The organism is Paraburkholderia madseniana (assembly GCF_009690905.1).
Lineage (GTDB): Bacteria > Pseudomonadota > Gammaproteobacteria > Burkholderiales > Burkholderiaceae > Paraburkholderia > Paraburkholderia madseniana.
The window spans coordinates 1-26,894 of record NZ_VOSW01000019.1 but is presented as its reverse complement, the minus strand read 5'-3'; the positions used below and the strand labels follow the sequence as shown (position 1 = coordinate 26,894).

Annotated in this window: 25 protein-coding genes and 2 pseudogenes; 11 read left to right on the top strand and 16 right to left on the bottom strand. The window is 55.9% G+C overall.

Features of this window, described 5'->3' with window-relative positions:
- Positions 1–70: 70 nt before the first annotated feature.
- Together FSO04_RS12120 and FSO04_RS12115 are read right to left on the bottom strand one after the other, a co-directional pair.
- A complete protein-coding gene (locus FSO04_RS12120; protein ID WP_154559916.1) occupies positions 71–949 on the bottom strand; it encodes an ImmA/IrrE family metallo-endopeptidase in 879 nt (292 codons plus the stop codon).
- On the bottom strand, positions 942–1,262 hold the full coding sequence (locus FSO04_RS12115; protein ID WP_168435656.1) for a helix-turn-helix domain-containing protein: 321 nt from the start codon (positions 1,260–1,262) through the stop codon (positions 942–944). The genes FSO04_RS12120 and FSO04_RS12115 overlap by 8 nt, the downstream gene beginning before the upstream one ends.
- 135 nt (positions 1,263–1,397) lie before the next feature.
- On the opposite strand from FSO04_RS12115, the gene FSO04_RS12110 reads away from it, so the two are divergent.
- Complete coding sequence (locus FSO04_RS12110) at positions 1,398–1,703, top strand: DUF3892 domain-containing protein (RefSeq protein WP_154559915.1); 306 nt, start codon at positions 1,398–1,400, stop codon at positions 1,701–1,703.
- A 412-nt stretch (positions 1,704–2,115) separates the two neighbouring features.
- On the opposite strand, the gene FSO04_RS12105 is transcribed toward FSO04_RS12110, so the two are convergent.
- The gene (locus FSO04_RS12105) at positions 2,116–2,703 is read right to left on the bottom strand and encodes a helix-turn-helix domain-containing protein (protein WP_154559914.1); all 588 of its coding nucleotides are present in this window, start codon (positions 2,701–2,703) and stop codon (positions 2,116–2,118) included.
- Between the two features lie 141 nt (positions 2,704–2,844).
- On the opposite strand from FSO04_RS12105, the gene FSO04_RS12100 reads away from it, so the two are divergent.
- The 6 genes from FSO04_RS12100 to FSO04_RS12075 all read left to right on the top strand — a co-directional run bounded on the left by FSO04_RS12100 (position 2,845) and on the right by FSO04_RS12075 (position 8,938).
- Positions 2,845–4,065, top strand: coding sequence for a tyrosine-type recombinase/integrase (locus tag FSO04_RS12100; RefSeq protein ID WP_166618173.1), 1,221 nt, complete (start codon positions 2,845–2,847; stop codon positions 4,063–4,065).
- Between the two features lie 14 nt (positions 4,066–4,079).
- Positions 4,080–5,273, top strand: coding sequence for a hypothetical protein (locus FSO04_RS12095; RefSeq protein WP_154559912.1), 1,194 nt, complete (start codon positions 4,080–4,082; stop codon positions 5,271–5,273).
- 391 nt (positions 5,274–5,664) lie between these two features.
- On the top strand, positions 5,665–6,171 hold the full coding sequence (locus FSO04_RS12090) for a helix-turn-helix transcriptional regulator (RefSeq protein ID WP_154559911.1): 507 nt from the start codon (positions 5,665–5,667) through the stop codon (positions 6,169–6,171).
- Positions 6,172–6,275: 104 nt separating this feature from the next.
- Positions 6,276–6,791 (top strand): hypothetical protein, encoded by a 516-nt coding sequence (locus FSO04_RS12085; protein ID WP_154559910.1) that lies wholly within the window; start codon positions 6,276–6,278, stop codon positions 6,789–6,791.
- Positions 6,792–6,835: 44 nt separating this feature from the next.
- Positions 6,836–7,354 carry a hypothetical protein gene (locus FSO04_RS12080; RefSeq protein ID WP_154559909.1) on the top strand — a complete coding sequence of 173 codons (519 nt, stop codon included), beginning with the start codon at positions 6,836–6,838 and terminating at the stop codon, positions 7,352–7,354.
- Between the two features lie 321 nt (positions 7,355–7,675).
- Positions 7,676–8,938: a hypothetical protein gene (locus tag FSO04_RS12075; RefSeq protein WP_154559908.1), complete on the top strand. Its 1,263-nt coding sequence runs from the start codon at positions 7,676–7,678 to the stop codon at positions 8,936–8,938.
- Between the two features lie 365 nt (positions 8,939–9,303).
- On the opposite strand, the pseudogene FSO04_RS12070 reads toward FSO04_RS12075, so the two are convergent.
- The 3 genes and pseudogenes from FSO04_RS12070 to FSO04_RS12060 all read right to left on the bottom strand — a co-directional run.
- Positions 9,304–9,612 (bottom strand): annotated as a pseudogene (locus tag FSO04_RS12070) (transposase); the annotation flags it as partial.
- Between the two features lie 267 nt (positions 9,613–9,879).
- On the bottom strand, positions 9,880–11,139 hold the full coding sequence (locus tag FSO04_RS12065) for a transporter substrate-binding protein (protein WP_154559907.1): 1,260 nt from the start codon (positions 11,137–11,139) through the stop codon (positions 9,880–9,882).
- 126 nt (positions 11,140–11,265) lie between these two features.
- Positions 11,266–11,967 (bottom strand): hypothetical protein, encoded by a 702-nt coding sequence (locus FSO04_RS12060; protein WP_154559906.1) that lies wholly within the window; start codon positions 11,965–11,967, stop codon positions 11,266–11,268.
- An 834-nt stretch (positions 11,968–12,801) separates the two neighbouring features.
- Between FSO04_RS12060 and FSO04_RS12055 the strand changes: the two genes are divergently transcribed.
- On the top strand, positions 12,802–13,755 hold the full coding sequence (locus tag FSO04_RS12055; RefSeq protein ID WP_154559905.1) for a tyrosine-type recombinase/integrase: 954 nt from the start codon (positions 12,802–12,804) through the stop codon (positions 13,753–13,755).
- A 260-nt stretch (positions 13,756–14,015) separates the two neighbouring features.
- Here FSO04_RS12055 and FSO04_RS12050 read toward each other — a convergent pair whose 3' ends face one another.
- The 4 genes from FSO04_RS12050 to FSO04_RS12035 form a co-directional block, all read right to left on the bottom strand.
- Positions 14,016–15,179, bottom strand: a complete 1,164-nt coding sequence (locus tag FSO04_RS12050; RefSeq protein WP_154559904.1) for a Shedu immune nuclease family protein — start codon at positions 15,177–15,179, stop codon at positions 14,016–14,018.
- 212 nt (positions 15,180–15,391) lie between these two features.
- Entirely contained in the window at positions 15,392–16,918 is a 1,527-nt protein-coding gene (locus FSO04_RS12045) for a hypothetical protein (protein ID WP_154559903.1), read from the bottom strand.
- A gap of 147 nt (positions 16,919–17,065) precedes the next feature.
- Entirely contained in the window at positions 17,066–18,280 is a 1,215-nt protein-coding gene (locus FSO04_RS12040) for an XRE family transcriptional regulator (RefSeq protein ID WP_154559902.1), read from the bottom strand.
- Positions 18,277–18,930: an alpha/beta hydrolase gene (locus FSO04_RS12035; RefSeq protein WP_154559901.1), complete on the bottom strand. Its 654-nt coding sequence runs from the start codon at positions 18,928–18,930 to the stop codon at positions 18,277–18,279. Before FSO04_RS12035 ends, FSO04_RS12040 begins: the two co-directional genes overlap by 4 nt.
- Before the next feature lie 171 nt (positions 18,931–19,101).
- Between FSO04_RS12035 and FSO04_RS12030 the strand changes: the two genes are divergently transcribed.
- Positions 19,102–19,305 carry a hypothetical protein gene (locus FSO04_RS12030; RefSeq protein ID WP_154559900.1) on the top strand — a complete coding sequence of 68 codons (204 nt, stop codon included), beginning with the start codon at positions 19,102–19,104 and terminating at the stop codon, positions 19,303–19,305.
- A 442-nt stretch (positions 19,306–19,747) separates the two neighbouring features.
- Here the strand turns inward: FSO04_RS12030 and FSO04_RS12025 are convergent, their stop codons facing one another.
- Together FSO04_RS12025 and FSO04_RS47065 are read right to left on the bottom strand one after the other, a co-directional pair.
- The gene (locus FSO04_RS12025; RefSeq protein WP_154559899.1) at positions 19,748–20,845 is read right to left on the bottom strand and encodes a hypothetical protein; all 1,098 of its coding nucleotides are present in this window, start codon (positions 20,843–20,845) and stop codon (positions 19,748–19,750) included.
- Between the two features lie 182 nt (positions 20,846–21,027).
- Complete coding sequence (locus FSO04_RS47065; RefSeq protein ID WP_199203023.1) at positions 21,028–22,227, bottom strand: hypothetical protein; 1,200 nt, start codon at positions 22,225–22,227, stop codon at positions 21,028–21,030.
- Positions 22,228–22,756: 529 nt separating this feature from the next.
- Between FSO04_RS47065 and FSO04_RS12015 the strand changes: the two genes are divergently transcribed.
- Positions 22,757–23,368 (top strand): hypothetical protein, encoded by a 612-nt coding sequence (locus FSO04_RS12015; RefSeq protein ID WP_154559898.1) that lies wholly within the window; start codon positions 22,757–22,759, stop codon positions 23,366–23,368.
- Between the two features lie 161 nt (positions 23,369–23,529).
- Positions 23,530–24,567 carry a hypothetical protein gene (locus FSO04_RS12010; protein WP_154559897.1) on the top strand — a complete coding sequence of 346 codons (1,038 nt, stop codon included), beginning with the start codon at positions 23,530–23,532 and terminating at the stop codon, positions 24,565–24,567.
- A 376-nt stretch (positions 24,568–24,943) separates the two neighbouring features.
- Here the strand turns inward: FSO04_RS12010 and FSO04_RS12005 are convergent, their stop codons facing one another.
- From FSO04_RS12005 to FSO04_RS11990, 4 genes and pseudogenes are all read right to left on the bottom strand, one after another.
- Complete coding sequence (locus FSO04_RS12005) at positions 24,944–25,222, bottom strand: hypothetical protein (RefSeq protein WP_154559896.1); 279 nt, start codon at positions 25,220–25,222, stop codon at positions 24,944–24,946.
- The gene (locus FSO04_RS12000) at positions 25,219–25,701 is read right to left on the bottom strand and encodes a DUF2778 domain-containing protein (protein ID WP_154559895.1); all 483 of its coding nucleotides are present in this window, start codon (positions 25,699–25,701) and stop codon (positions 25,219–25,221) included. The genes FSO04_RS12005 and FSO04_RS12000 overlap by 4 nt, the downstream gene beginning before the upstream one ends.
- Positions 25,702–25,979: 278 nt before the next feature.
- Complete coding sequence (locus FSO04_RS11995) at positions 25,980–26,450, bottom strand: acyltransferase (protein WP_154559894.1); 471 nt, start codon at positions 26,448–26,450, stop codon at positions 25,980–25,982.
- A gap of 73 nt (positions 26,451–26,523) precedes the next feature.
- Positions 26,524–26,769: pseudogene (locus tag FSO04_RS11990) on the bottom strand (transposase domain-containing protein); the annotation flags it as partial.
- Positions 26,770–26,894 lie beyond the last annotated feature (125 nt).

The window sequence follows — 26,894 nt, the reverse complement described above, 5'->3', positions numbered from 1 at the left end:
ACCCCTCCCCGAATATTCAGTATGACGCGTCTTCCCGGCACCTTCAGCAGCAAGGTTGTGCCCACCACTCCTAGCGCAGCCCTTGAATCTTTTCTGCGAGATCGCTGAACGCGTCTGATTCAGGTTCCTCTTCGTGATCAACCGACAATGCAAAGGGAAACCGGACCAGGAAAATCATCTGCTCAAACTGGTCAGACACAATGACCGATTCGATGGCTTCTTCGGACGGGTGCCAAACGCCAGGTGCAACACGTCGAAATTTTCGCGCATCTAACGCCTTGCTTCTAATTTCCTCAAGAACGCCCGCAGGAAGCATTTCTCCTGGCGGCTTGTAGGCCCCGATGCGCCTTGCTGCCTGACTGCAATACGTCCAGCAAATGAATTCATCATGGTCAGCAACAACAAGCATTGCTGCTTCTGTAGTGAACTCGAGCCACTTCAATGCCGTTGCCGTTAGGGACGTTTCATAGCGTTCAGCGCAGTGCCCTAGCAGTTCAAATGACAGTTCATGCCCGTCTACCTGTGCATCGAAATCATTCCTCGGCATGAGCAGGTACGACGCAAAAGTATTGGCTTGCGCCTCTATGCGCCGGGACTCAGGACTGTCGTACTCGAGCATCTGCAGCTGCCCGCATTGAAACGTGTCGCGCTGTTGTCGATGTAGCAGAAAGTGTCCGAGTTCATGCGCGATCGTGAAATTGATCCGTCCCGGCACCGTTACAGTTTCGTCATACGAAATGCACCAGTCTTTCTTCTTCTGGCGCTTCGACAGCATGCCGTCGATCCCGGAGATTCCATGCGGGATCACACATCCTACTGGCTCAGGGAACCTGGCCTTCGTGACCTCAAGCGCGATGTCCTTCACTCTGACTGGAAAGGTTTGGCCACTGGAAGTCCAAAGCTTCGCCAGTTGGATGCCCCAGCCGATCGGTGACGTCGGGTCACTCATCGTCGATTGCTTTCAAAAATCTTTCCAATTGAGCCCGTTTCGTCGCGTCGAGTTGCGACACACGTCTAAAGAAGACCTGGTCAGCGTCAGCACTTGAGGGGTCCCGTTTCTCGTCGTCCAGCAGGAATTCGACGGTGACGCCAAAGACTTCCGCGATCCTTGCAATCTTCTCCGCAGACGGCCGCACCACGGGGCGGTTCTCCAATTCCCAGATGTAACTCTTACTTGAGCCTGTCTTTTCTGCAAGTTGATCCAACGTCAGCTTCAGTAACTTTCTTTGCGCTCGAATTTTTTCGCCAATAGCAGTTGCCACGATCTCTCTCCGGACTTCAGAAGTTCAGAGTAAGCGTATCTTTTGTACTTGACAAGAGGGTTCTACAGTCAGATACTAAAAGTGCGCCTACACCGAACTTTTCAATCACTGGCGCACTTCATAAGGACTTTAAGTATGGCAACGACCATTAAATGTACCGCGCGTCGGATGGCAGGCGGCGCAGCACACGAGCACATCAGCCACCTCTGGTGGGATCGCGTCGAGCAATCGGGCAAGGTGCTCGAAAGCGGTGTTTGCACCCGGGAGGAGATGGTCGCTTACATCGAGAAGAACGGGAACACCTCGGTGTGGTGTCCTGACCGCAATCCTCAACTTCAGGGGGCTTGGGTCCATGTCCACAGCAACGGACGCATCAAGTATGTCCAGACGGTTGCCGACGGTCGCAAGACTGACAACCTGCTTTCCCTGCCTCAGAAATGAGGCTGCGGCGAACCACCTGTGAAAACGCCGATGCCACACCGCGCATCGGCATTTTTTCCTGGTGCGCGTCGTTTGTCACGCGAATGTGCCCGCTCCCAAATAGACCTGTGACGGTGCCGAACGCGGTGTCGTTGTCGACGCTCACGCCGCTGCCCAACCCGATAGGTGCCTGCACACGGAAGACGCTGACGGGGAAGAAGTCAAAGCCGGCGATATCGGACGCGACCTTGAGCCTCTGCATTCAGGCGGGTTGAATCTGTATTACAAGCGGCCGTTTCGGGTCGAACTGAATATCTGACGAGCCGCCCTTTCAACAGAGGCGCGCCGACGATCGATCCAGAGAAAATCGCAGCATTTCGAACCACAATCGCTTCTTCACGATTTCAGTAGTAGGTCGGGAGATCGCTGGCAGTCAGGCTTCCCGCCGGGACTGAAGCCGCCGTCTCAACTCCCCAATAATCCTCCAGTCCAGCACCCACTCCTCGTTAAAGTGCTCGTCAAAGTCCTCCACGAGAACACGTCCGTCCCATTCTGGATAGGCAAGTTCAATGACACGAGCCCAAAATCTCACGTTGGATAGCAGCCAATGGTCGTTGCCGACCATAGCGATCAAAATGTTCCTGACGTGGGCGAGGCTGTACGAGACTCCGAACTCGGCCTCCATCAATCCAGCCACGCGCGCAAGCGTCCAACGAACCGGTTTGGGCGAGCCCTTACGCCTTGGACCGAGTTCGCGCACGTAGGTGTCCACCAGCCGTCTGACAAGTGACGTTTTCTGCTCGTCCGTTAAGCCACCGGGGCGACCTAATGCTCGCCGGCGCCACGGTTCGCTGTCAGCGTACTCATCCTTCAACCGCGCCCAACGGGACACCGTCTGGCGGCTTACCGAGAGTTCCCGCGCGACGTCCGCTTGTGACACACCCTCGTCAAGCATGACCATCGCCTCCCGCCTCCGCTCGCTGAGCTGATCGAAATCCCGCCTCGTTCTTCCCTCGGCCATAGCACCGCTTCTCTCTCTAGCAGTTTGTCACCTACTATATTCAAAATATGCGGATTTGTTCAAAGTTATTTAGCTCACACGACTCCAATGTCAATCTGTATCGTTTCAACATCGATAACTTCCATGTTGAACGACCGCGAAATGCCTCTAACCATAATCGAAATCAACCGGGCGAAGACCGACGGCGCTGCGCTGAAGCTGCCTGACAAGGACGGCCTGTACCTACGCGTTACGAAAACGACAAAGGGATGGCGCTTTGACTTCCGCTTCGACAACCGGCGCTACACCATCAGCTACGGCCTGTACCCCAGTGTTTCGCCCGCCAAGGCACGCGAACTGCACCAGGAAGCCAGGCGGCAACTCGCTGAAGGCATCAACCCTGCGTTCCGCAAGCGCCTCGAGAAGCTCGCCCGTGGTGCCTCGTTTGGCAACTCCTTCGAAGCCACCGCAAGGAACTGGTACGAGGGCAAGCAGGAGCAGCGCTCGCACGCGTGGCGCGAAGCTCACGACCTGTATCTGCGTCGTGACCTTAACCCGTACATCGGCGATATGCCTCTCTCGCAGGTCGATGCGCGCGCACTGCTGAACGTGCTGGAGAAGATTCGCATCGACCGCGGAGTCAAGATTGCCGAACGTGTGCGACAAACGGCAGTCCAGGTCTTCGATCATGCGATCAGGAAACTCAGGATTCAGGCCAATCCGGCCCGCGTGCTGCAAGGTTGGGCTGACATTCCGCCTCAGGTCAGTCACGAACCTCTGCGCGAGGACGAAATTCACGAGTTCGTTGAGCGCCTTGACGCCGATACGGGGTCTGCGGCAACGAAACTGTGCATTCTCCTCATGTTGCTCACGTTTGTGCGCAAGAACGAAATCGCGCATGCGCGCTGGACGGAATTCGATCACGAAAATGCGGTATGGGTGATCCCGGCGGAACGCATGAAGATGCGTGAGCCGCATGTCGTGCCGCTCAGCCGGCAGGCGCTCGCGGCACTAGAGCAACTGAAGCCGCTCTCGTTCGCATCTGATTACCTGTTTCCCAGCCTTAGTAGCATCTACAAGCCGATGAACCTCGCGACGCCAAACGTCGTCTTTGAGCGCATGGGTTATGGCGGTCGCTTCACGCCCCACGGTATCCGGGCAACCGCCTCCACCTGGCTCAACAATCGCGGCGTACGCGCGGACGTAATTGAACGTCAGCTCGCGCACGTTGAGCGTAACCGCGTACGGGCTGCCTATAATCGCGCGGACTACATGTCCGAGCGCATCGCCATGATGCAGATGTGGGCGGATTTCGTGTTGCCAGATCACGCGACGACGGGTGGCACGTTGTCAGTGCCACTTCCTCAATACGTCGAACAGTAGCCATCGGGGTCTGTATGAACAGCAAGAAAGCCTTCACTTTCGACCCAAATTTATTCGCGTTTACCGATAATGAGAAAAGATTCTGGGCTGATGATACCGCGTGGCAGTTTCTCAGGTGCAACCCGCGGTACCAGGATGCCTTCGACGCGCGGCGAAAACAAAAGAGCACCCCCGAAACACTTGAAAAAATTCTCACCCACGTGCGAGACCCTCAACCAGACATGATCGCCTGCGCCCAGGATACTTCATGCACGGAGTTCGGCATTGCGGCATGGCTTGACTATGAACAGGAACGGCTCCCCGAGCTGAAAGGCCCCGACGACTCCTGGTTTTTCCCGCTGAGGTGCCTGGACCGGACAGACAGCGTTCATGAGCTGAGAAAGCGAGGAGTATTAGCCGAAAAGCTTCGAGACCACTCCTGGCTAACTGTCCGCGAGACTCAGTTCGGGTACGACGCAGTTGCCCCAACAGTACCAGGGTGTCCTGTCTGGAAGAAAAGAGAGCATAAAAAGAAACTCGTCTGCGTTGCCTTTGATTGCAGCATTCCTCCAGAGTCGCAGCTACTGGCGCTCGCCACCCTGGCACGAAAGCATCGGGAACAATGGAGCAAACAAATCCGGACAACGGATACGCCTACTGTGATCGTCGAAGAGATAGGGTGGCGAAATATTTTCAAGTCAGATGACTATCTCACCCATCGCCACAGAACGGTAGCTATTGATGCTCTTGGCCCAATCCAGAAGCAGATCGATGACTGTCGTATCTCGGTAAGAAAAGTACACGAGGATCTCATCGAAGAGGACCAGCAGCGTAAAAAGAAAAATCCGAACATTGACGATGACGAGTTACTCCGACGTTTCGGAGAGCGCTTCCCAATTCCTAAGCCGTCCAAGGATATCGAGCCCGCGCCCAAGAGCAACCGGTATTTAAAAGTGCTCCTTAAGATTGCGGAAGCACTACCAGTTGATGCGCTCAAGTCCGCAGACATGCAAAAAAGCAAAGAGGAGTATGAGAAACTGGTCAAAGGCATTGCAAAAGATATCAAAATTATTCACGGGACGGACGAACCACCGCCGTGGATGGAGGACCTCTACAATCGCCTGGGCGACATGCATATGCCTCGGGCAAAGAAGCTCATAAACGATCGCTATAAGTGGATCATCTATGCACAGGCGTCCTTTGCTAAAGACAACAAGCACGCGAAGTAGCCTCCTAACCGATAAATAGCCCCCGCTCTTGGTCGCATCACTACACACCGCATACCTTCTCTGAACGGAGCAGGTATGCCGGCTCCTCTCTTCCTGCTTCGCCCCTCTTGCCCGGCCACATCCAGCACCGGCATCAACCCCCTGCTTCAGCGTCTGACTCAGCCCGCACCGTTTCAAGTGAATCCAGAAGATTGGCCAGCCAACGTCTGCCGTCCCATACGATCTAGGCCGCTACCACTGCCGAATCGGCCTGTCAAATAACTAAATACGGCGTTAGAAAGGACGCCCATATCGCCGCTGGATCTAACTCCCGGACAGCATTTTCCATCCGCGCTTTAATTCGCTCCGTCCAACCGGTTGAACAGACATCAACAGACGAACGGAGCCATCCATGACCCGCAAGACCCACCCCGCAACCGGCAGCTACGCGCTGGCCAATACCGTGATCTCGCCAATCGAACAGATTCGTCGAGGTCCTAATGCTGTCTCGACCGGCGTGAGCGACCGAGTACAACACGCCCATCAGATCACTACCACCGACACCGGTACCAGCAAAGCGCTCGCCGCAGAAACCGACGCCCGCGTCGCGTACTCCACGGACACCCTACTTCTGGATCAACTGATCGGCTGGGTGCGCTCCCGCACCCGCGACCGTTATCTGAAAGAACCCGAAGTTCTGGCGATCATTGCCCGCTCAAAGGCGGCAATGCGTCGCGACGTCTCGCTCGGCCTGTTCCCCGCGCAGGTCAAGACAAGTATTAAATCGAGCCGCTGGCGCGAATCGGAGGTCCTGGGGTGGGTCGAGGCAACCACGATCCTCTCCCGTGTTGCCAATCCCGGCTTCGGCATGAAGGAATTCGTGGCGGCGCTGATGGCCAGCCGTATCTCGATGCGGTAACCCGGCAAACCTCACGCAGACCATCGTGCTCGAACTTCGCTGTCCGAGCGCAACCGATCAACCTGTGCAGCAGCACGCCCCCCACACCTTCTGGCTATACGACCATGTACGCGAAAAAGAGTAAACCGCATCCGAAAAACACGCGAGTCTCTAAACGCTCCGCATGTGAACGGGACAGTCGGCAGCTTCGCCTGTTTTCCGGCGATGTTGCCGAACCCACCTGCGAGCAGACATTTGCACTCGTCATGGGCGGAACCGAGTATCGGCTCAAACCAGCCCCGAAGAATCCACAAGCGGCCCTATTGCGAGTCATGAAAGTACTGGTTCAACTTCGTCACGAACGCGACTCATGGCTATCACACTTGCAGAAGACTGAACGTCCGATTTCGCTTTCCCTGAAAAACGACACCGAGTGCTTTGTGCGTCTCTGGGGCACCGATCAGAACGATTTCGTCGGCGTCAGGAATCTGAACGGCACGTTGCATTTCCATTTCCCGCATTCCGACCTCTGGGTAGATATCGGCCTAGATTGGCTTGTTGCCGAGCATTGTCGCTGTGGGCACATCGACTGTGACCCTGCTCCGTTCACGCGGCTCCCCTATCCCAAAGCAAACCGGTGAGCAGCCAATCACGACTCGCAATCACTTTGAATGAGGTAATCAAGATGAGCAAAAAAATGCGTGGTATGAGCAAGGGCCGCGAAATGTCAACGAAGGAGCTGAACAAGCTTCTGCGCGATGTGTTTGATTCCGTTCCGTTCGACTTCACCGAGGACGCAGAGCTGCATTCGGAACAACCGTTGATGTATTCCATTGGGCAAATGCTCATCAAATTTCAGCGGCCGCCCGAGTCTCCGAAGACATATGTGTACGCGGCGGAAAAAGCGATTACGGAGTTTTTCCACCAACGAGATAAGTGGCAGCGCGATCTTCCGTCTTTCACGGGACCGTACATTTTTAGCGTCGGAGATCAGCAAACGTGCACGATCGAAGTTCGATCTCGTTATGCGCTGGATCACATTAGCGTTCGACGGACACGTAACAACCTGACCATCGTTCTGCCGCATCCACGCAAATGGATGCGCGTTGGCTTGGGATGGCTCTTTGAGCCACCGTGCCCGTGCGGAGGGCCGAAGTGCATTCCCGCGCCGTGGCGTAACACCATCTGCCAGAATGGCTATTGAGTAAGCACGCCATCGTAGGGCCCGCGTGCGAGCACCGTTAAAAGTGATCGCACGTCGAACACTCACAATACACACCCTTTTTGCAGCCATGATCCGCACGATTCAGCCCGTAGATACATCCGCACGGCTCGCCGAGCATTCCAACTGGCCTCACGCCGCTATTCCGGCTTGCCAGCTTTTCCACCAGAAAGTTGCCAGCCGAAACCAACCAGTGTTCGACCGCCATGCGGACATGCTGGCCTGCTCGGACCAAAGTTCAGTCCAGAGCGCGGGTCGTGCGCAATGTCACGCTAGTCAACAATACACTCATTTTTTGCAGCCATGATCGACTCCATTGCGCTCAAAGGACCGCTCGGCGCGCCTCAAGGCCATCACGAGAGACGTCTTGTACATGTCGCGTTCTGCCAACTTTCCACCGGAAAAAGCAAGCTGGGTACGACGTTCATTAGCAGCCCCCTCACCGGAGCGCAAATGGAGGTGAAATACGACATCGAACAGGACAAGGGAATACCGGTTGCAATGGTCTCGGTGAAGATCCCGTTGGCGTCGGCCACTATAGGTCAAAACTATGCTCATGCTGGGCTAGACGACATTCGTCTGGAAATGCGATGCGCTGGTTGGCTGACTCGGATCGCGTTGACCGTCTGTGGCTTCTCGGAAGCAGAAATCCACCACTTCATCACACACACTCGTACCGACCTGCTGGAACTTACATGGCACACTCAGACGAACAGCCGGAACGCTCAACGTAATTTGTTGAAGCGTACCCGTGAGGCATTCGTCGCCTTGCGCGCTCTGAGCAGCCGTCACGATATCGCTGTGCGCGACGTGGAGACGCGTGAAAAGAACGGTGCGGGTGGGCTACTCGTAACGCTCAAAAGCGGGGACCGGTTCCGCCAGTACCCGAAGTACGATCAGGTTCTGGCGAAAGCGAGCAAAGGAAAGAGCAAATATGCTGTTGCGCCGGAGATCAAACCGCGTATTGGCGAGCTTCATGATGCGATCGAAACCCATGGTCGCAACGAGATCATCTTCGGCCCCGATACGCTCGCCGAGCTTGGACTATCGTACCCCAACGCGTGGACTTCGGAATCGCTGCGCGCTGCGATCGACTGGTTCTGGCACGAGGTCCGGCTAGACGTCGATGCGTCTTTCGACCCGACCGCACTCGGAGAAACAGCTAAGCGGACGCTGGCACGCTATGACGCCGGGGAACCCGTTGAAAAGTCACTGTCCTCAGCGACGTTCACACGTCACCGCACGGAGATTCTCGCTGCGGGTGGCCCCGATATCGACCCTCGTGCACGCGGACTCGGAGATATGCTGAGATCAGTCGGGCGACAGCTCGCCTACGACAAACGTTGGCGGGTACCGAACGAGTTGCGGAACCTGGTGCTCTGTGACGTCACCGCGCCGCCGATTATCGAGGAACTGAAGCAGGGGCTTGAATATATCCGCGATGGTGTGCCGCCAGATATTGGCAATGATGACGCACGGGTTGCGTGGTTGGCTCGCTGGAACAGGTTTGTGCAGAACGAACGGCTGTGGGATCCGCAGTTTGGCATCCAACTGAACCGTGCCTAATCTGTATGGATCGCCTCTTCTTGCGGCGGCTGTCGCACCTTTGACCTACAGCCGCCACCCCTAGGCCACGGCCACCCGTGCACTAAACGCGGCAGCGACCCATACGCGGCTGTTGTGCGGCGTTGACTTTTCTTGGCGGCAACGAGAACTAACGCATTACGAATGCGTTTTTCATGGTAGGTGAGGGTAGTCTGAGATGACTGAAGACCAACAAATTCATCGACTTATGTGATGCATGACGAAATTTCCAATCGTCGGCTATCCCATGTTGTCATTGTCGCTGTGCCACTAGTGTGCCAGGGCAGCTATGGCGAAGCAAGAGCCTATGCCGGACGATACGGTCGGGCCGTCGGAAGGCAAATAGCGATCGGCGGGTTGGTGTGCAGTTCAGTTTCGTCCGTGAAGACCTGCCAGTATGGGTTCTCCACCCATTGCCAGGCGACCTCTTCGTCGGACGGATCGAACATGTACTGCAAATACAGCAGCTCGGCGATCAGGCGCGGCGAGCTAGCCGGCCGACCTTTGCACGACTCGACGCTCTCGCTCATCGACGCGCACAGCCACTCCCACTTGATCTGATCGGCTAGGCCTACCATGGGATGCTTCAGGTTGATCTGTTCGCGCAACGACTGGCGAAAGAAATCCCCCTCCGTCATAGGTGTCTTCGAACCCATCTACACCTCATCAAGAGAACTGACAGGTTTCATGCATCAAGATGCCAAGTCCCTGCAATTCCCACAACCGCTTTTCCGACTCAAAGCCTCACACGACAAGGCTTTGACGATTGTTCAGGGCGGACTCGTTAACTCGCCTGTTACCTCTAGATCTTGCTAGCCGATCGTCGGCCCGCCCTCATCGACGCGACTAAAGTGCGGGCGCTTTCGCTGAACGATTCGAATCTGACGGCCAAATGTGATGGTCAGAGGATTCTCAGAAACGGGTTAGCCAACAACATCAGGCTTGCCGACTTTATCATCGAGGTAGGGGCTAAAAGGCTGAGCGACGATCGTGCCCTTACTTTGCCAAACGACGTCGTACAGACCGACACTTTGCATTTCCGCGACCATTGCTGGACGACTCAGATTTCGCGTACGGGACATCTCCAGCGTGAAACCTGAGGGCGCAGCAAACGCTAGACCGATCATGGCGTCTCGAACCTTGTCAACAGACGCAGTACCCGCTCGCTCGACAGCGGCTTTCCACATATGGACTCCAATGTAAGTGGATGCCATCGTGTCATTTATTATGCGGTACGATCCTTTAGGTAATTTATTACCTCCCGCCCATTGCCGCCATTCTGCTTTAAATCGTGCGTTCGCAGGGTTATCGAGAGAGGGAAAATACCCTGCAGCGGTAAGATGACCGTTGCGAGAGCTTTCATCAGTTCCCGGCAGCCCTTCCTCTACGGTCAAGTCCATGACGGGTACGTCACTAGGTTTGACACCTTGTCTAAGTAATTCCCTATAAAACAGTACGCTCGATTCTCCTGCAACAGTGGAAACGACACATGTCTTACTCGGGCGCGAAAAATTAATGATAGCTTTAACAATAGGACCGAAGTCGTCATGGCCAAACGGAATATAAGCTACCTCTATCTCTGAGTCCTGTACTCCTTTTCTATGGAGAAAAACACTAAGTATTCTGTTTGTGGTGCGCGGATATATGTAGTCAGTTCCGAGAAGGAAAAAACGTCTTACGCTGCCCCCCTCCTTGCTCATCATATACTCCAAAGCAGGAATCGCGTACTGATTTGGCGTCCCACCGGTATAAAATACATTTTTAGAGTTTTCCTCCCCTTCATATTGAGATGCGTAGAACAGCAGATTATTAAAATGTTCAACTACTGGCAGAACCGCCTTTCGGGCAAGCGAGGTCGACGTTCCGAATACCGCTGACACATGCTCGTCGACGATAAGTTCTCTCGCCTTCCCCACAAGCAGCGACCTATCCGATGAAGGATCAACAACCACGGGCACAATTGGACGTCCCAAGACGCCCCCTGCTGCATTGATCTCCGCGATAGTCATCAACACAACGTCCTTGAGAAACTTCTCGCCGAACGCCATTACCCCTGAAAGTGAATAAAGGATTCCAAGCCGGATTCCGTTTTTAACATCGGACTGAGCCAAAACATCACGGACGCCGATCGCTGTGGTGGCCAAGCCAAAGGCAGAAGCAGCCAGAAAATCTCGCTTATTCATTAGATGTTTCCTCTTGCCGCAACGCAGGTTCGCTCGTTGAGGCTACCGACGACACACCACAAACATCCATCCTTGATTTCCGCATATGTCCGGGATGAGTGAGAGGGTACGGCAGCCTGGGCGCCATCATGGCACTCGTTGTCGAAATAGCAACTCAGAGTCGTATGCTCCGTTCTGAATAGTCGTAAGTACAACCCGGAAGTGTTTGGTACAAAACTGGCCATTTGAATCGTCGCCCGGTGCGTCGCATTTATCGAATACAGGAAACATATTAGAAAGCGCGCGCATAGTGAGGGTATGGCTGCTGACAATTTCCCTCATTACCTTCGTCGTCATTGTGAGGCGGATTTGGGACGACGCCTGAACAGGCATTCTGACAACAATTAATTGGGCCTCCCTCGCCTCAAGCTTGAGAGGATGCTCGATTTTCTGCGTCCTTATCGGCATGACTTGGTCCGGGTTGCCAGTCACGACCTCGATCTGACCAGTATCGAAAGGTACTGCACCCTCGCTGGGGATGACCCTGGCCATCCGGATCCCCGTTTTATCTTCGCTAAGGTTTGTCGCTTCGACTACCCAGCAGAGCCACAAATAACTCGTTTTCTCATCTACAACCTGATAGTTCACCTCGCATTGCCGGTCGGGCGCTGCTCGAACATAAACTCGCTCCTTCTTAAATTCGTTTGCATCGTGCGAATTTTCTGCGGCGAATATTGAAACAACGAGTGCCGCACCGGATATGAGGATCGGCATCCAGGTATGAAGTGCCGACTTGGATTCCAGCTTGACAATTCGTTCTTCAATGCTTTTTTCAGGCTTCTTGTCCATAGAAAACACCAGAAGTTCACTAGCCATCGATGTTTAGGTCTTGCTTGAAGCCCAGGCTGGGAACGGTGGTCTCGCCTGCTGCACACTTCTTGTTGACCGCAACCACTGCGTCTATGCACGTTGCCAGATTACCAAAAACCGGGCCGATTGAGGCTGGCATCGTGCCTGACCTGTTGTCGCCGATGCCAGATTGACCCGCATGGCCGAGAACTGTTGACCCGCCGGATTGATTTGAGAGTCTCTAATGGCGGGGTCGCACTTTGATTGGCAGGCTGGTCATTCCGATATCAGCGTACGGGTCAAATACGATGTCGGCGTCAACAGGCTTAGACCACTCATCGCGACTAGGCTGGCATTAGGCGAGTCGGTCGCTTCGGCCGATAACGCGACAGTGGCCGCGGAAGGGACGGACGCCCGCTGTCTGGGGAGGAACGGCCGTTTGAACGTGCGGGTGAGCGCCCGAAGCTGGCCGACTTGCGCCCGACATCACGTTAGTGGAGTGAGGTCGCATGACTGTTGGGCTTGGCTTTACTCTAGTGCCACGCCCACGCCACAAAGCTATACCGTTGCGCGCGTGCCTCCTCGCCGCGGTTCCTTCCTGACACCGCGCCCGAACTACTCGAATTGCCGCCCGTGTGGGCCCGGCTGTTCCGAGTGCGATTTTGTCAAAGTTATTCGCTTCACGCATAAAAATCAGCTATTGATAAAATCGGTTATCAATAGCTGCCGTACACCGCAAACAGCGGCACACTTCGGCATTCAGCTATCGTCAAAGAACCGATACCACCGCTGATTTGCGCGTACGGCCTTCCCGGCCCTTCTCCGGAGATGACCATGCCGAACAGACTGACTCCCGTTGCACGCACAGACAGCCGGCAACTGACCGCCGCCGAATTTCACCGACTCTCGAACGTACCGCCCGAGGCCGAATGGTTCGCCAACCTCGACAATCCCCGCACGCGTCGCGCCTACCAGATCGACCTGCGCGACTTCATGGCTTTCACCGGCATCGCGCAGCCGGATGAGTTTCGCACCGTCACACGCGCGCACGTCCTTGCGTGGCGCAAGCGCCTCGAAGTCCGCCACCTATCCGGCGCGACCATCCGGCGCAAGCTCGCCGCGCTATCGTCGCTGTTCGACTATCTCTGCGAGCGCAACGCCGTTGCGCTGAATCCCGTGGCGGGCGTCAAGCGCCCGAAGAACAACGGTAGCGAAGGCAAGACGCCCGCGCTTGGCGACCATCAGGCCCGCGCGCTGCTCGACGCGCCCGATCCCGATACGCTAAAGGGCAAGCGCGACCGCGCAATCCTCGCCGTCCTGCTGTATCACGGCCTGCGTCGTGAGGAATTATGTTTGCTGAAGGTGCGAGACATTCACGACCGGCGCGGCGTGCCGCACCTGCGAATTCATGGAAAGGGAAGTAAGCTGCGCTACGTGCCGCTGCACCCGGCCAGTGCCGAACGCATTCATGCCTACCTCGAAACGGCGGGGCATGACGCTCTGGCGGATGCGCCGCTCTTTCAACCTATGCGCAAGACTGGCGCCGCAATCACGGCCGATGGGGTCTACAAATGCGTGCTGGCGTGGGCTGTGCACGCAAAGATCGCCGTCGAAGGTTTCGGCGTGCATAGCCTTCGGGCGACTGCTGCGACGAATGCGCTCGACCACGAAGCCGACATTGCGAAGGTCCAGGAATGGCTCGGTCACGCGAACATCGCCACCACCCGCCTGTACGACCGGCGCAAGCAGAGGCCGGAGGACTCACCCACGTTCAAGATCGCCTACTGATCACAGCATTTGCGTCGACCAAACCCGTTTTGAACCAGCTCGCGCGAGCATCAATGTAGTCCGCTCGACACGTCCTTAGACTCTCATGCTGCATTTCGCAAATGCTTCGCGGTAATCCAGGCTTTCGCCCGACGCGTTACATAGGAGAAGTTTCTGGGCAGTGCTCTTTGGTCGTCGACGCACGTAATGGGGATGGAATCAGATCGCTCCGCTTGGTCGCCAACCCACACTCGCGGACCAATCGACAATAGCTCCATCACCTATACTTCATTCTGGCCGACAATGAATCGCGCGCGCTCATAGAGCTCATCGAAAGTGATGATTTCCGGACTATTGGTGTTGCGCCTAAATAGTTCAAACGAGCGATAGCGTTCCTGGTTCACTCCGTGCTCACCGGAGAACTCATGAAGACTGCCGACTACGAGGAAGGACTTCGGCACGTAGTTGAACGCTTCCTCGCCGGTCGGATTTCCGACACCGTCAGTCAGTGAGAGTTTCGACCTTATAGATTCCGTGGCCAATGCGACCGTGCCTTGGACCTGCGAGACAGCACCCGCGAGTTCAGACGATGGTGCCCAGCAGCCGGCCCGGTAGGGTTGCGCGTTAAGCAACGCTGTCTTCTGCGTCTTGATCTCGACGAAGCACAAGCTTGAAATAACTCCGCGACTTCGGAGAAGCGCGTCTACGCGCTTACCGTGTTCCGAAACAGTATGACCGTGAACAACCTGCTCGAGCTTCTTATCGTCAAGGGCGGAGAGGTGGATGTAGCTCAATCCGTAGCCAAATATCCAGGGATTTTTCTCGAAGAACTTTTGCCAAACGGCTTCGCTAGTACATTGCTTCTTGGTTTTGACATCCTCGAAATAACTCTCGTCTTCGAGCAGCTTCTGGAAGACCTGCAACTGGCGTTTACGATATCCAACGGCTACAACATCCTCCTTCGTCACTGCCGAGCGGATAACCTCCGCGAACAATTCTTGATTATCCTGAACAAGTGCCTGTGCCTGGATATTTGACAATACAATGCGGCGAAGATCGTCGTCCGAGATTCTCATTGAACCGGCACTTTTCAGGGGCACAGACTGGACATGGTTAATAAACTCAATCAGCTTCCCGATCTCGTCACCGATGAATGAAAAGCTGGCGTTGTGGGGCTTATCCGTCGCGACGGTGTAACCTTGAATGCTCAGTACAAAGATTCCGCGGTCGTCTTCGAAGAATTTGGCAGTTATGCAAGTTTTTGCGTCTTCTTTATGCCTAAGTACGAGTTCGTCTTTGACTTGTGCGAAGGCATATGTCGCCGGCTGCTCAATCAGCTTCGTCGCAATACGCACCTTCCGAGCCGGATCGGAAAACGAATCGAGCCGCGGACTGAAATAGGTCTTCCCGGCATCTGGGTCCTGATAGCTATCCGTTGTTGACATCAATTCTCCAAAGGAATTTGAAAAATCACATTCACGATCCGAACAGCGGAGGACGCAGAATTGCTCCCCATATCCACCGGTACGTGGAAAACAACTGATGGCTCCCGCGTGGCAGGGCACGGGACGAACCCCAATCGCAAGGCGACAGCTCTTCTATCCAACTACTGCAACGTCGATCGCGCTTCGGAGACCCGCAACTGCATCACCGCCCCCTAAAGCCAGAGAACTTGCGTGACTCCCTCTAAACGCTGCGCATTCTCCACGAACAATTCACGACTCTTCTCGCCGGCCTCGATGATTCGCAGTCTCTTCGGTTGGAAATCTCGGAACAAAACCGTCGGCCGACCACCATCGCCCGCATCCGTCTCGACGAAGGCCGTGGCGTAGAACACAAAAACTGTTGAACCGACGGGAAAGGTGGTGGCGAGAATACATGGACCTATCGGTATTCCGTCGAGTGCATCCGCTGACGGATCGTGCACGGTCACAATCGGTGTTTGGGCATCCATCATCGCCGAAAGCGCGAGGATCCTGTCAGCCTGCTCAAAAATTTCAGGATATTCGAACGTTGGTTCCGGGCGCGCTCCCGCGTGGCGGATAATATTCGATAGACACTCAAGGACGCGAACGCACTGATCAGGTTCGATCTGGCCTTCCATTTCCGACTTTTCATCAATGGTGATGTCAAATTCCAACGGCACAGGCATCGATTCAGGCTTGATCTCGACGACGCCCTCGCCCGAGCGGAACGCTGACAACATGCGCCAATAGTCGGCCCATTTCGACGCGGTACAGTTCTTCCCTTCGATCGAAAACTCAAACCGCAGCTTTCCGCCGGACTCTGTGCTCCGGTCAACGACGATCATGAACAGCTCGCTCCTGATCAAGCTCCGCTGTCTACTCCCGACCTTCGGAGTATTGAAGATCTCGCCGGCAAACACCGCTGGCCAACCCCGCTTACCGTGCCTGATCGTTATCGAGCACGTATCGAATGGCTGCGGCTTGATAGTGATCTTCGCAGTGGTGGGCTCGCCTTCGGGCAGCGGAATTTCAAAACGGGTTTCGACGACTTCCAGGCTCGAGACTGGAACTTCCCGCGTCAGCCCGAGAAAGGCATCAAGCAGCTCGCTCGCGCTCAGGTTCTCGAAGACGACAGACATCTGAAACGGCTTGCCCTCGAACCCCAGCGTTTCCCGTTGCTCGCGCTTTTTGTCAATATAGCTATGAAAATCCGGCCCGATGTGGTGGATAAACGCTTCGCGCAAAGCGATGCCCGTCAAGTCGATACGTTCGGTCCCGCGTGGCGTGAAGGAGATAAATTTCTTGTTGAGGGGAACACCATCCATATCGGCTTGCGCCTCGCGTAGCTTTTTCAATATGGCGGCGAGCCGGTCGTCTGCGACGTGAATCACAAACGCGTCCGTGAATTGCCGGTCCCGGTTCACCCTGAACACGCAGATGAATGACGGAATCGCTTCAATTCCAAGCCTTTCTGCCATGTTCAGCTTGAGCTTGACTGACCTAGACGTGTCCCAAATTGTCTTGACCTGCACGTAGCACGAAAAAGGTGTTCGGCGACGATCAAGAGAGACCGCCTGCGTATCGTCGACGTCCGAATTGACAATAAAATCCCATCCAGCGAGATCCAGCGTTGCCTTGTTAAACGTCAGGCCAGTATCCGCGCATAACTCCCCGAATCGCTGCTCGCCCTTGTTGCCCAGCGCCTGTTGATCGATCATCTATGGATACTGGCAAGGAAGTTGAAAAAGACACAACGAAAAAGTAGCAGCGTCAGTCACGCAGCGTGCTAACAGAAGGCGAGTGGCAAGAATGTCGTGCTCTCTGTCGCTATCGCTGATGGATGCAGACTTTTCCGTCGCGTTGCGTCATTTGCGCTTCGGCGTAAATCTGAATGGCACAACTGTATTACCTTCCGCCGCAATGGGTTCATGTGAATTGCCTGATGTCGGCCTCAGTCGAGCTAGTTGCACAACCTTGGGCTTGCCCTGGAAGTACCCTTCGGAGAGGCCGGCCAGCATTTCAACATCATGAGCGGCTAGTCCGATATGGCGCGGAATCGATTCGAGCGACATCACGTTCTCCTCGACCAGCAGATCAATGGTACGTCGTAGCAGACGCGGCCGCTCCGGTGGTCGATCACCATCGCCCGGCTCGGACTTCGCTCCCCACCTTGCGGATCGACGCTTGAAGAGCAATTGCGCGGCATCTTCATCCAGAATTTTGAGTGCACGCAGACGCATTACGATCGCGGCGACCGAGGCTCCCCAGCGTCGCTTCAATAGCAGCAGATCATCCAGTGTGACCGGCGTGCGCACTTCATTGGCAAAGGTCTCCGCAGGCAATAAGAATGCCCCTGCGAACCGATGCGCCTGTTGCTCCAGTTGTTTGTGGCGGTCGCGCTCCGTCGGTCGCGGGATGTGTCGATGAAGGATCAAATGACCGAGTTCATGCGCCAGGTCGAACCGACTTCTATATCCGTTGTCCTTGTCGGCCGACAACAAAACAAGGGGACGCCCGAGCACTTCGCTCCAAGCAGACAGCCCCTCTATCTGAGCAATGCCGGTTTCCTCTCGCACCAAGATCACGCCAGCGCCTTCAACCGCGAGTGCAAGATCGGGCACGGCGTTGCGCCCAATGCGCCACAATTCGCGACACTCGCTTGCGGCCGACTCGATCTCGTCAGGCGTGATGTGCTCCGGGTCGGTAAATCGCCTGACGGGCAGATTAAGCTCCGGATAGTCTACGAACTCCGACAGCGTAAGAGCGATATCTTGAGCCCACTCCATACGTGCTTCTAGCATCGCGCGCGCGGCGACGTGGGCCGAGGCATTGCTTCGAAACAGCGGCAGAGACACTTTTGTCGACGGCGCGCGCGTGAACCACTCAGGTGTGACGTTGACTACACCGGCCAAACGTTCCAATGTATCCCGCTCGGGCGCTTGGCTGCCGGAACGCCATTTACTAACTGTGGCTGGAGATACGCCAACGAGCGACGCAAGCTGGGCTTGACTCAATCGCCGCGCAGCAAGAATCTGGCTCAAACGCTCAGTCTCAAAACCTTGAATGCCACCGCGACTCATGATGTAGTGCCGTCCTTGCCTTGCTTCTTGTCTTTCTTGAGCTTTGGCTTGGCCAAGTCGTCTTGTGTTGCCGGCTTTTGCTCAAGCTCGTACCGCTGCAGGAACGCACTGACGGGCTCTCTGAAAAGCCACCCTCGCATGTCCCGGTCGGGGACTGCGATTTGAATCGACAGTGGAGATTCCGGTTGAACGTGCAGCGAGCCGGAAAAACACGCAACAAAGAACGCTACCGCCTCAGAAGGGGCAGAGTACTCTTCAAAAAGTTCGGGCTGAACCAGTGGCTCGATGGCCTTGTTGGCAAACGACATCTGCCGCCGGGTATGACTGCGGCGACCATTCACCCAGAAACCCTCGGGAATGTTGAATCGCGCCAGCGTAAATACGCCGGAGCGGCCGCTCACTATCCCGTTGCCACGAATCGGAGTGGGATTAGTTTCGCCTACCGTCAACGCACGATGAAACGACTCGTTCATATGAAAATGACGTAGCTGCCCAACGATGTGCGGCAGATGACCTTGATCCATCCCCTTTGCACCGCCGAAAGCACGCTGAGCTCCCACACCAAGCGCTTCCTCAATGGCCATCACCAAGCCTCGCGGAATGTTACGTACCAAGAGCTCCGGGATGGTGTCTTTCTGAGAATGGGTCATCGGCACTCCAAGTCCGAGTTTCGTGTACCGGGATTTTACATCAAATTTGTTTCGTTTAAAAGCGTAATCTACACGTGGAATTGCGCGGTTCTGCGCGTTTCAGGGCTCGACCTACAGCGGACGCGGGATTGGGTACCTACGTGGCGAACCCTGCTTACAGGGACTGAGTTGTTGCTAAACGCCGATGCCACGGGCCTGACCAAACTTAAACCTTTGCGCATTACGTTGCGAATATATAGGGTCATATTTGAAATGGCCAACGTATCCAACTGCAATGACGACCACACCACCATGAGCAACGTTTCGTTTCTGCGCGTTTTGACCGCCGGGCAGACGGTCGAAAACCAGCGGCAATACATCGCCGCCGTTGGCTGAAAAATCGAGAGGGGGATGTGGCGACTAGTGGCACCACACCCGCTGATAATCGCGACGGCTGTCGCAGTGCTCTCGACCGTCGTTGGAATGGTGATGGCAGGCATGGAAACTCCAGAACGCAAAAAAGCAGCACGCAGCAGCGCCTGCCTGGCGGCATCGGACATGCTTCTTCTAAACTGGGTCAGCGAACGCCGCAGAATAGCTATCGTAAAAATACGCGATTGTTTGGGTCGCCGGATGAGTGGCACGGCAGGGAAGGCTCGACAATTGGTGCTCCCTCCCTCCTGAAGGCGGACTTCCGATGGATTTGGTCGAACGGCTGCTCTGTTGAGATGGTAAGCATTTCCACGGCTTTCGGAGACCGGGGGCTGATCAGACTGACGCCTTCCAGTGCAGCGGTCTTCCAGGAGTCATGCGATTTGGCAGCAGAGCCAGGCCCCGCTCACGAAACCGTCACCAGCCGCAGCATGCGTTCGACGGGTCGGTACTCGAGGGCAACGACCATGCGCTCCGGGTGTCCGTTCGGCCTCGGGAATTCGAGCAGGATGTTGAACTTGCTGAGCTGGTGTGTGGGCTCATCGACCCACTCCATGTTGTACAGATAGGTCATCCGCAGCTTCTCGCGGATCGCCGCCTCCAGCTCTGCCTTGGTCAGGTCGGAGAGGCCAGCCTTCTCCAGCTTCCCGAGCTTTGCGGTCTTCAGATACTTCTCGAACTTGTCGTCCCCGATGACGACCGCGAACTCAGTCAGCGGGGCGACCTCCTCAGACATCGCCCGCAATGCGATTTCAAGATCGTCGTCCGACTCCTCTAGCATCATCCACTCGGGCTTGTAGGACAGAAAGACGTCGAAGTACATCGACTGAAGGCTCTTCTGCCGGAGGCCGAGGGCTGTGTAGTCATGGAGATGCAAGTTGTGGTTCTCGGTGTTCGGTCGGTCATCCTCATGCCCGAGGATGACGGTATCACCCTGTTTGATCACCAGGTTCACGAGGTGCATCGACACGAAAGTCTTAGCGAGGCTTGCGTGGGTGCAAGGGACGTAGCCAAGATAGGCCTTGTGCGCTCGTAGCTTGCTGTCGATGGAGGCGACGTTGCCTTTGGAAAGGTTGTTGACATAGAGGACGTAGCAGAAGCATGGATGTTTGAAGTCCAGATCCTTGGCGATGTTCGCTGAGCGACGAAGCAGTGCGCGTGCGATCACGTCCCGGTCGTCGATCAACTCGCCGCCAAGAATGCTGTGCGTCGTTTTGCGATCGAGCGCCGTGAATAGCGCGTCGGCGCATTCCACACCCGGAACGAAGGTGTTCTCGCAGCGTTGCTCGTCGAAGAGAAACGCTGCTTCATGCTTCATCGGTTGCGGTGTCAGCGCGGTTCGCAACGACGAGTAGTCGATGCCCTTCGCGCGAAGGACATCGAGGAGGTCACCGTGGAAGCGCTGAATTTCATGGAAGGCGCGCGAATCGGTCCAGGCGTAATGCTCCCGGAGAGCCGGGAGCATTACGTTGCCGCGCGCGTTAAGTGTATGGATGCCAGCCATGGCCCGAGTACACACGAGGACTGGCGTCTCGTCAAGGCGCTCTCAGAGCGCTGTTCCCCACGACGATTATTGCGCATGAATTCCTCAGCACCGTGTCCAGGTTTGAGCTGGCTCATGTGCTGAATTCCCGAGCCTGACATGCTCCGTATGCCTTCTCCTCGTGTCTTCCTCGTGGGCACGACCTAGGTGTAGAAGGCGAGTTGGTCAAGCGTAAGAATCGCCTGCAGAGCGCGCGTCATCGTATAGCTGTCTTGTGCTGCCGCCCCGTGGCCGACGGCATGACGTGAGCCCGCCGTGCCGGTCTGGGCCACGGGGTCGAAGTTCGCGAAGGTGTGGCCTGCGAGGTAGCGGCCAAAAGCGGCGGGGAAGAACAGCGTGTCCGGCCCGCCCGCGCGCTGTTCGGCAGAGGACTGGGCGAAGGCCAGCAGGTCTTTTATCTTCGCGCCTTGGCCGCCATGTGCTGCCTTGTAGGCATCGTTCAGCACGCCCTCGATCTCGGTCAGGATGATCTTGATGGCCGAGGCAGGTTTCTGCGCCGTGAACGACTCGACCGCTTCCCTCAGTAGCACCGCCTTGGCCGCGAAATGCGGCTTCGCGACCCAGCGCTCTACAAGATGGCCCATCCGGGCGGCGTCGAACGCATCGACGATCTTCGCCTCGATCTTGGCGATGTCGCCCCCGACCTCGATGTGGCGCGCGAGGTCGTGGAACTCAGTGGTGATGATCTCGACGAACGGGAACCATCCCGCCGTCAGCAGTGGATCGAAGATCGCTGGATCGTTGACCGCCTGGTAGAGGTGACGGTAGCGGAGCGTCCTGTGCAGGGTGCCGAGCGCGGTCGAGAACCATCGCTGGTCAAGCTTTCCTTCGGGATTGAAATCGAAGGCAAGCCCAAAGCTCCAGCCTTCCCGAAACAGGCACAGGACCTTGTCCTGCTCGCCAATGGTGACGCACGGGAAGCCCATACCGGTCACGTCGGCGATATCGTTTTCAAAAATCACAGATCGCGCCGTAACGGCACGCTTGATTGTGCATTGCAGTGACACGGCTGCCGTGTCCAACCACAGCTCGGCGGTGTTGTCAGGCTTGATGATCAGCAGGACCGTGTCCACCCGTCGCAAATTTACGGCCGCACCGGACTTTTGCGCCATATGCCTGATAACGCCGTCAAAGCTCTCGACCAGCCGGTGGAAGAACGGCTCGTCCGAACTCAGAGCAAGCCGCGTCCAGACCTTGACATGCTGCCCGCCTTTGGCCGGTTCTGCCACGAAACCGGTGATCGGTTCGACATCTTCGAACCGCAGCGGGTCGCCGAGGTTACGCACGCCGAGCACGCCAGTCAGGGCTGCCACTGCCGGCGCCAGCTCTGCATTCTCTGCCATGGTTCTTGTCCTTTGTCCTTGGTGACTATGGCACCGCTGGCGTGTCCGGAACGATTGAGCACGGCACAAGCACGACGGCTGGCCCTCGGGCCGTTGACCCCTTAGCGCTTTCGCCGTCGGTTCTGGGTCGTCAGCAGCTGCCGCATCGCAGACGAAGTGCACGCAATCAGCGTGAAGGAGGCATCGTTCAGCGTATCACAAGCGTCCACATCTGGCCGACCCAGCCGGACGACGATCGGCTCTGATGACCCGTTTGAGTCACTCAGTCAGCATCGTCGCTGGTCCGCTGTCTCGCCAGTATCGGACATTCGCATGCAGCGCTGTAGTAACTAGCGTCGGTACTGCGCAGCGGAATGGCGCATTCTGGTGGCTCGTCTGCCTCATAACCCGAAGGCCACACGTTGAAATCCTGCCAGCGCAATCTCAGCGTCGTAAGACTTGCGCGACTGCGACGTGTTGGAAGGTCAAACGTTACGCGGGCATCAAAATGTTCTGGCAGAATCTTGAACCTTATCGACCGGGAGATTGTGTGAGCGACGAATGCGAGGGTTATGCTTCCGATATGCCCGATGTACAACGAGAACAATGGATGTGGTTGCTTAGGCAAGGCGCGGAGACATCGTTTCGCGAAACTGTAGAGTGGGCTCGGGAAGTCACAAAGCACCTTGTTATTCTTAATGGTGCAGGCCTAGCGGCAACGGCTTCGACGATAGCCGCCAACGTGATTCCAGCGGAGTACTTCGGCACTTTGAGCTGGGTCACTGGCTTGTACATCGCGGGACTGAGTTGTGCCTTCCTTAATATGGTCTGGCGGTGGCAAATTAGCGGAATCGAGGCCGAGGGGCAATTTAACTTCATTCACGATTTCGCTCTTGACCGTGCATCGATTCAGCATTCAGATGCGCCATTTTTGAATCGAATCTTGGTTCGCGGTGTTACCTACATCGTATTAGCGATTGCGTCGATTTCGTTCATCGGCGGTTCGTGCCTGCTGGTCAAGACGCTGCTCGCCTCGCGCGAGGCGAGCGAAACCGACCGCGTTGGCACGATCGCCTATCGATTTGTCATGCCCGTCGGGGTATCGCAAGCGTCCGAATATCCTGACATTTTCAAGCCGCTGACCTTGCGCGCGGTCCCCTGAACGGCAAAGACGGTTAGAGCATCAGCCACAAGCTGCGGAGAAAAAGCGCGCCGATATGTTTGGCGCGCTTCCTGCGGGGAACAGGGGAACGTACTGCCTGAGAAACTGGGCAAACATGGAGGGCCGACCGGCCTTGTAGTGGTGTTGACAAACAACAAAATATGACATTACTGATAACGGTAGCGGGAAAAGGATTTGCGTTAGCGACCTCGGACACGAGGATTTGCACCAAATCAGGATCGAAATTTCTGCCTATCGACGAAAACTTTAACAAGCACATTGTTTTCCGTTCCGGCGGCCTTGTAGGTGATATAACTTACACGGGAGTAGCGCAGTGGCAAACCGGTGGTCGCACCATTCGTCTGTATGACTTGATCTCAGACTCCGTTTCGGAAGCATCACGAGAAACATTGGATTTCGGTCCGTTGGTAAAGAAACTGGCAACCGATTTAAGCCGGCGGCTGAGAGGACGATCCTTGGCTGGACCAAATGGAAAGCCATTTGTCGAGATACATATATGTGGAAGACACGAAAGTGTGCCGATCCCATTTATTGCGGTGCTGTCAACATTTAGAACAGCGCCACCTTGGAATTTTGAACAAGAACTCCAGTGGGACCTTGATGTTGGGGACTTCAAGTTCTTTCTACTGATGGCAGATCGACCAGAAGTCATAATTGGCGGCATGGACACGGTTGTGCGGCTCGAGGAGCGGCAGTGGATATCAAACGCGGTAAGTGCGGGTGCCGATGCGTTCAACACCTCACGGATGTGTTCACGAATTATCCAGGCAGCATCGTCGCGCCATCAATTGGTCGGGGCACGCTCCGTAGCGGTCGTTCTTCCGGAAGTCGGGATGCTTGATACCAACTTGTTCGATGGACTCGATGATGATCTGACTGCATTTTTTCCACGCATCGCTTTCGCAAGCGGATCCTATCTCGGACCAAGCGAATTCAAGGTCGATCTAAATTTGGTGGCGGATGGACATCTTCCTCAGCACAGCCTTTTTTTTAAATCTGTGATCGAGAGGCGATGGAAAAAATCAATCCGCCGCCGAATGTTCCGGTATCGAGGTGGAAAGAAAATTCCAAGTGTGATGGGACTGTTGGGCTTGGCGATATTCGGCAAGATACGAGATGACTACATCGATTTCGGACTAGGTGACGAGGATGCTGATGAACAGCAACTATCGAACTGAAGCCTCATAGACCACGCAACCATGCCTCACAGTTGCGCTCGTCGATGAAGCAGTTCGAAGATGGGAGGGCCGCCGACCAATCTGCGAAAGACTATTCGCTCTGCCGTACCCAAAGAATCAATCATCGATCAACGACCCTTCTCGCCGTCCAAGAGGACATTCGCGCCCTCTTGCCGAACGACTCCATGGCCGACGAACGTCGGTCGCGGTGGCGCCTTCCATCGGCTAGGTCCGCACGATTTGTGCTGGCCTGTCATGTTTCTATCCCGAGAATACAACTGCGGCTAGTCCTTGATCGCCGACGACCCCAGCTTCTCCTCGGCTATTTTTGTGAATGGCAAGTATAAGGAAGGCACTGCATTGGGCGCGCAACCAGTTATCGCTCCGCCTGTTGCTCTCTTTGACGTCTAATCAGCACTGACGCTAACCAGACAACGATTGTCGCCACAACGAAGCTCATGAGGAGCAGCGCGCCGAGCAACACGTTTTCTTCGCCCTCAGAACCGATGACGCCAAATAGATGGAACACCGGCGTCAGCGCAGTCCACACGGCATCACTACCCACCCAACGCGCAAGCGGGTCGATACGCGAAAGCCCGAAGAATACGAGCGGCGTAAGCAGGACGGCAAGGCCGGTACGCAGAAGCACTCTCATCGCACGTCCACCGTACCGTAGTAGGGAATGTCAGTGCCAGGGATGACTGTAGCCGGTTGCGATAGCAGGTACGTGCTCAGCCGATCGAACTGCGCTTGCGACGTGAGCGTGATGCAGCCATCGCTGATACCCCAGCGCCCATTCGGATGCAGCCGGAAATTGCCGCGCCTCACGCCGTTTACGAACGTCCAGTCATCGATCTTGCCATCAGCGCTGTAGAGCGCAAACCAGGATGACCGATTGCTGTTTGACCACATATCCAATGCGAGGTCGCGCAAACGCCCAAGTCGGCCGCCTGGCTCCCGTTTGATAATGTAATAGCGCCCCTTGGGGATAGGGCCGGCACCGACGACTGCCGTGTCAGCGGGGTTATCGACGTGATCCTTGTTGCCCGAGAATGCTGCTACTCCCCCGAATCCGCTACATAGGAGCGTCGAGAGCTTCTGTCCGTTGAGTGCAAATGTACATTGCGCTGGCATACCGGTCCTTTGAGTCTGTGACTGCGGTAAGGTATGACAAATTACGCGGTTTGCGCAATCGATGTGGCGCCGCGAGGCGGAGAATATGCGCGGTGCATTGATGATCTCTACCGGTTGCGGAGCCACGCGGCTCTATAGGATCGGCCCGAGGCGCATCGTTATCAGTCCGTGAGCCGCAAGGAATGTGAACGATGAGAGTCCGTTTCGCTCACGCGTTCCGTTTGGTAAGCCTCTACCGACGCTCGCCATGATTGGACTTTTGGAGCGCAACAGCGCCGCTAGGGCTTTTTCATGAGCTCTTCTTCGAGTTTGAGCAGTTGTCTTGATCGCGCGCGAAGCCGTCTGGCGGGAGTCCCGAAGTAAACGCCCCAGGAGCCGAGACTCTTGGTAACCAGCGACAGTGCCCCGATCGACGCTCCTTCGCCAATAGAGCATCCAGGCAGGATGACGCTTCCCGATCCAACAATGACGTGGCGCCCAAGGTTTACCGGTGCGATCTTGACGTTCAGAAAATCCTTGGGAACGGTCGGATTCGTCAGGGCCGCGCCAGAGTAATCGTCCGAAGTGCTGTAGATGCGCACGCCTTGCGACAAACCAGAGAAATCACCCAGCTCGATACCGCCGCCACCCGCGAGAAACGCCATGCCACCGATGTGAACGTGTGAGCCGATCTTAATATAGCCGCTTGAGGCAGACATTACGGTCGGGCCATCGATACGCACGTTGTCGCCGATCGATATGTTTTGCATGCCGATGATGATGCAGTTTTTAGCGTAAGCGCGAATTAACGCACACCACAATGAGCCGGCGCGTAGGGCTAGATCATGCAGGAACTAATACGTCGCGCGGCTTGGCAACGTTGAACGGCAACAGATCGCTGATATCGGCATCCGCTGCACGCTGCGGTAGTTCGGTCAGCACGCGAAGCAGATAGGTATACGGTTCGACGTTGCACGCGCGGCACGTGAGCATCAGGCTATAGATGATGGCGCTCGCCTTCGCCCCGGCGACGGTGTCACTGAACAACCACGCCTTTCTTCCGGTCGTAAATGGCCGGATGTCCCGTTCTTATCCGCGCTACGGAATTATGCAGACCTCTGCCTTGGCGCGACGCCAGCCGCATTTATGATCCGGAGTTGTCACGGCCGGCGCAGGCCTTGGGCAGGCATCAGGAAGACTGTGCATTGATGAAA

Coding starts and splice junctions, on each gene's coding strand:
- FSO04_RS12120 (WP_154559916.1), bottom strand. CDS start 949: ATGAGTGACCCGACGTCACCGATCGGCTGGGGCATCCAACTGGCGAAG.
- FSO04_RS12110 (WP_154559915.1), top strand. CDS start 1,398: ATGGCAACGACCATTAAATGTACCGCGCGTCGGATGGCAGGCGGCGCA.
- FSO04_RS12105 (WP_154559914.1), bottom strand. CDS start 2,703: ATGGCCGAGGGAAGAACGAGGCGGGATTTCGATCAGCTCAGCGAGCGG.
- FSO04_RS12100 (WP_166618173.1), top strand. CDS start 2,845: ATGCCTCTAACCATAATCGAAATCAACCGGGCGAAGACCGACGGCGCT.
- FSO04_RS12095 (WP_154559912.1), top strand. CDS start 4,080: ATGAACAGCAAGAAAGCCTTCACTTTCGACCCAAATTTATTCGCGTTT.
- FSO04_RS12090 (WP_154559911.1), top strand. CDS start 5,665: ATGACCCGCAAGACCCACCCCGCAACCGGCAGCTACGCGCTGGCCAAT.
- FSO04_RS12085 (WP_154559910.1), top strand. CDS start 6,276: ATGTACGCGAAAAAGAGTAAACCGCATCCGAAAAACACGCGAGTCTCT.
- FSO04_RS12080 (WP_154559909.1), top strand. CDS start 6,836: ATGAGCAAAAAAATGCGTGGTATGAGCAAGGGCCGCGAAATGTCAACG.
- FSO04_RS12075 (WP_154559908.1), top strand. CDS start 7,676: ATGATCGACTCCATTGCGCTCAAAGGACCGCTCGGCGCGCCTCAAGGC.
- FSO04_RS12065 (WP_154559907.1), bottom strand. CDS start 11,139: ATGAATAAGCGAGATTTTCTGGCTGCTTCTGCCTTTGGCTTGGCCACC.
- FSO04_RS12060 (WP_154559906.1), bottom strand. CDS start 11,967: ATGGACAAGAAGCCTGAAAAAAGCATTGAAGAACGAATTGTCAAGCTG.
- FSO04_RS12055 (WP_154559905.1), top strand. CDS start 12,802: ATGCCGAACAGACTGACTCCCGTTGCACGCACAGACAGCCGGCAACTG.
- FSO04_RS12050 (WP_154559904.1), bottom strand. CDS start 15,179: ATGTCAACAACGGATAGCTATCAGGACCCAGATGCCGGGAAGACCTAT.
- FSO04_RS12045 (WP_154559903.1), bottom strand. CDS start 16,918: ATGATCGATCAACAGGCGCTGGGCAACAAGGGCGAGCAGCGATTCGGG.
- FSO04_RS12040 (WP_154559902.1), bottom strand. CDS start 18,280: ATGAGTCGCGGTGGCATTCAAGGTTTTGAGACTGAGCGTTTGAGCCAG.
- FSO04_RS12035 (WP_154559901.1), bottom strand. CDS start 18,930: ATGACCCATTCTCAGAAAGACACCATCCCGGAGCTCTTGGTACGTAAC.
- FSO04_RS12025 (WP_154559899.1), bottom strand. CDS start 20,845: ATGGCTGGCATCCATACACTTAACGCGCGCGGCAACGTAATGCTCCCG.
- FSO04_RS47065 (WP_199203023.1), bottom strand. CDS start 22,227: ATGGCAGAGAATGCAGAGCTGGCGCCGGCAGTGGCAGCCCTGACTGGC.
- FSO04_RS12010 (WP_154559897.1), top strand. CDS start 23,530: ATGACATTACTGATAACGGTAGCGGGAAAAGGATTTGCGTTAGCGACC.
- FSO04_RS12005 (WP_154559896.1), bottom strand. CDS start 25,222: ATGAGAGTGCTTCTGCGTACCGGCCTTGCCGTCCTGCTTACGCCGCTC.
- FSO04_RS12000 (WP_154559895.1), bottom strand. CDS start 25,701: ATGCCAGCGCAATGTACATTTGCACTCAACGGACAGAAGCTCTCGACG.
- FSO04_RS11995 (WP_154559894.1), bottom strand. CDS start 26,450: ATGCAAAACATATCGATCGGCGACAACGTGCGTATCGATGGCCCGACC.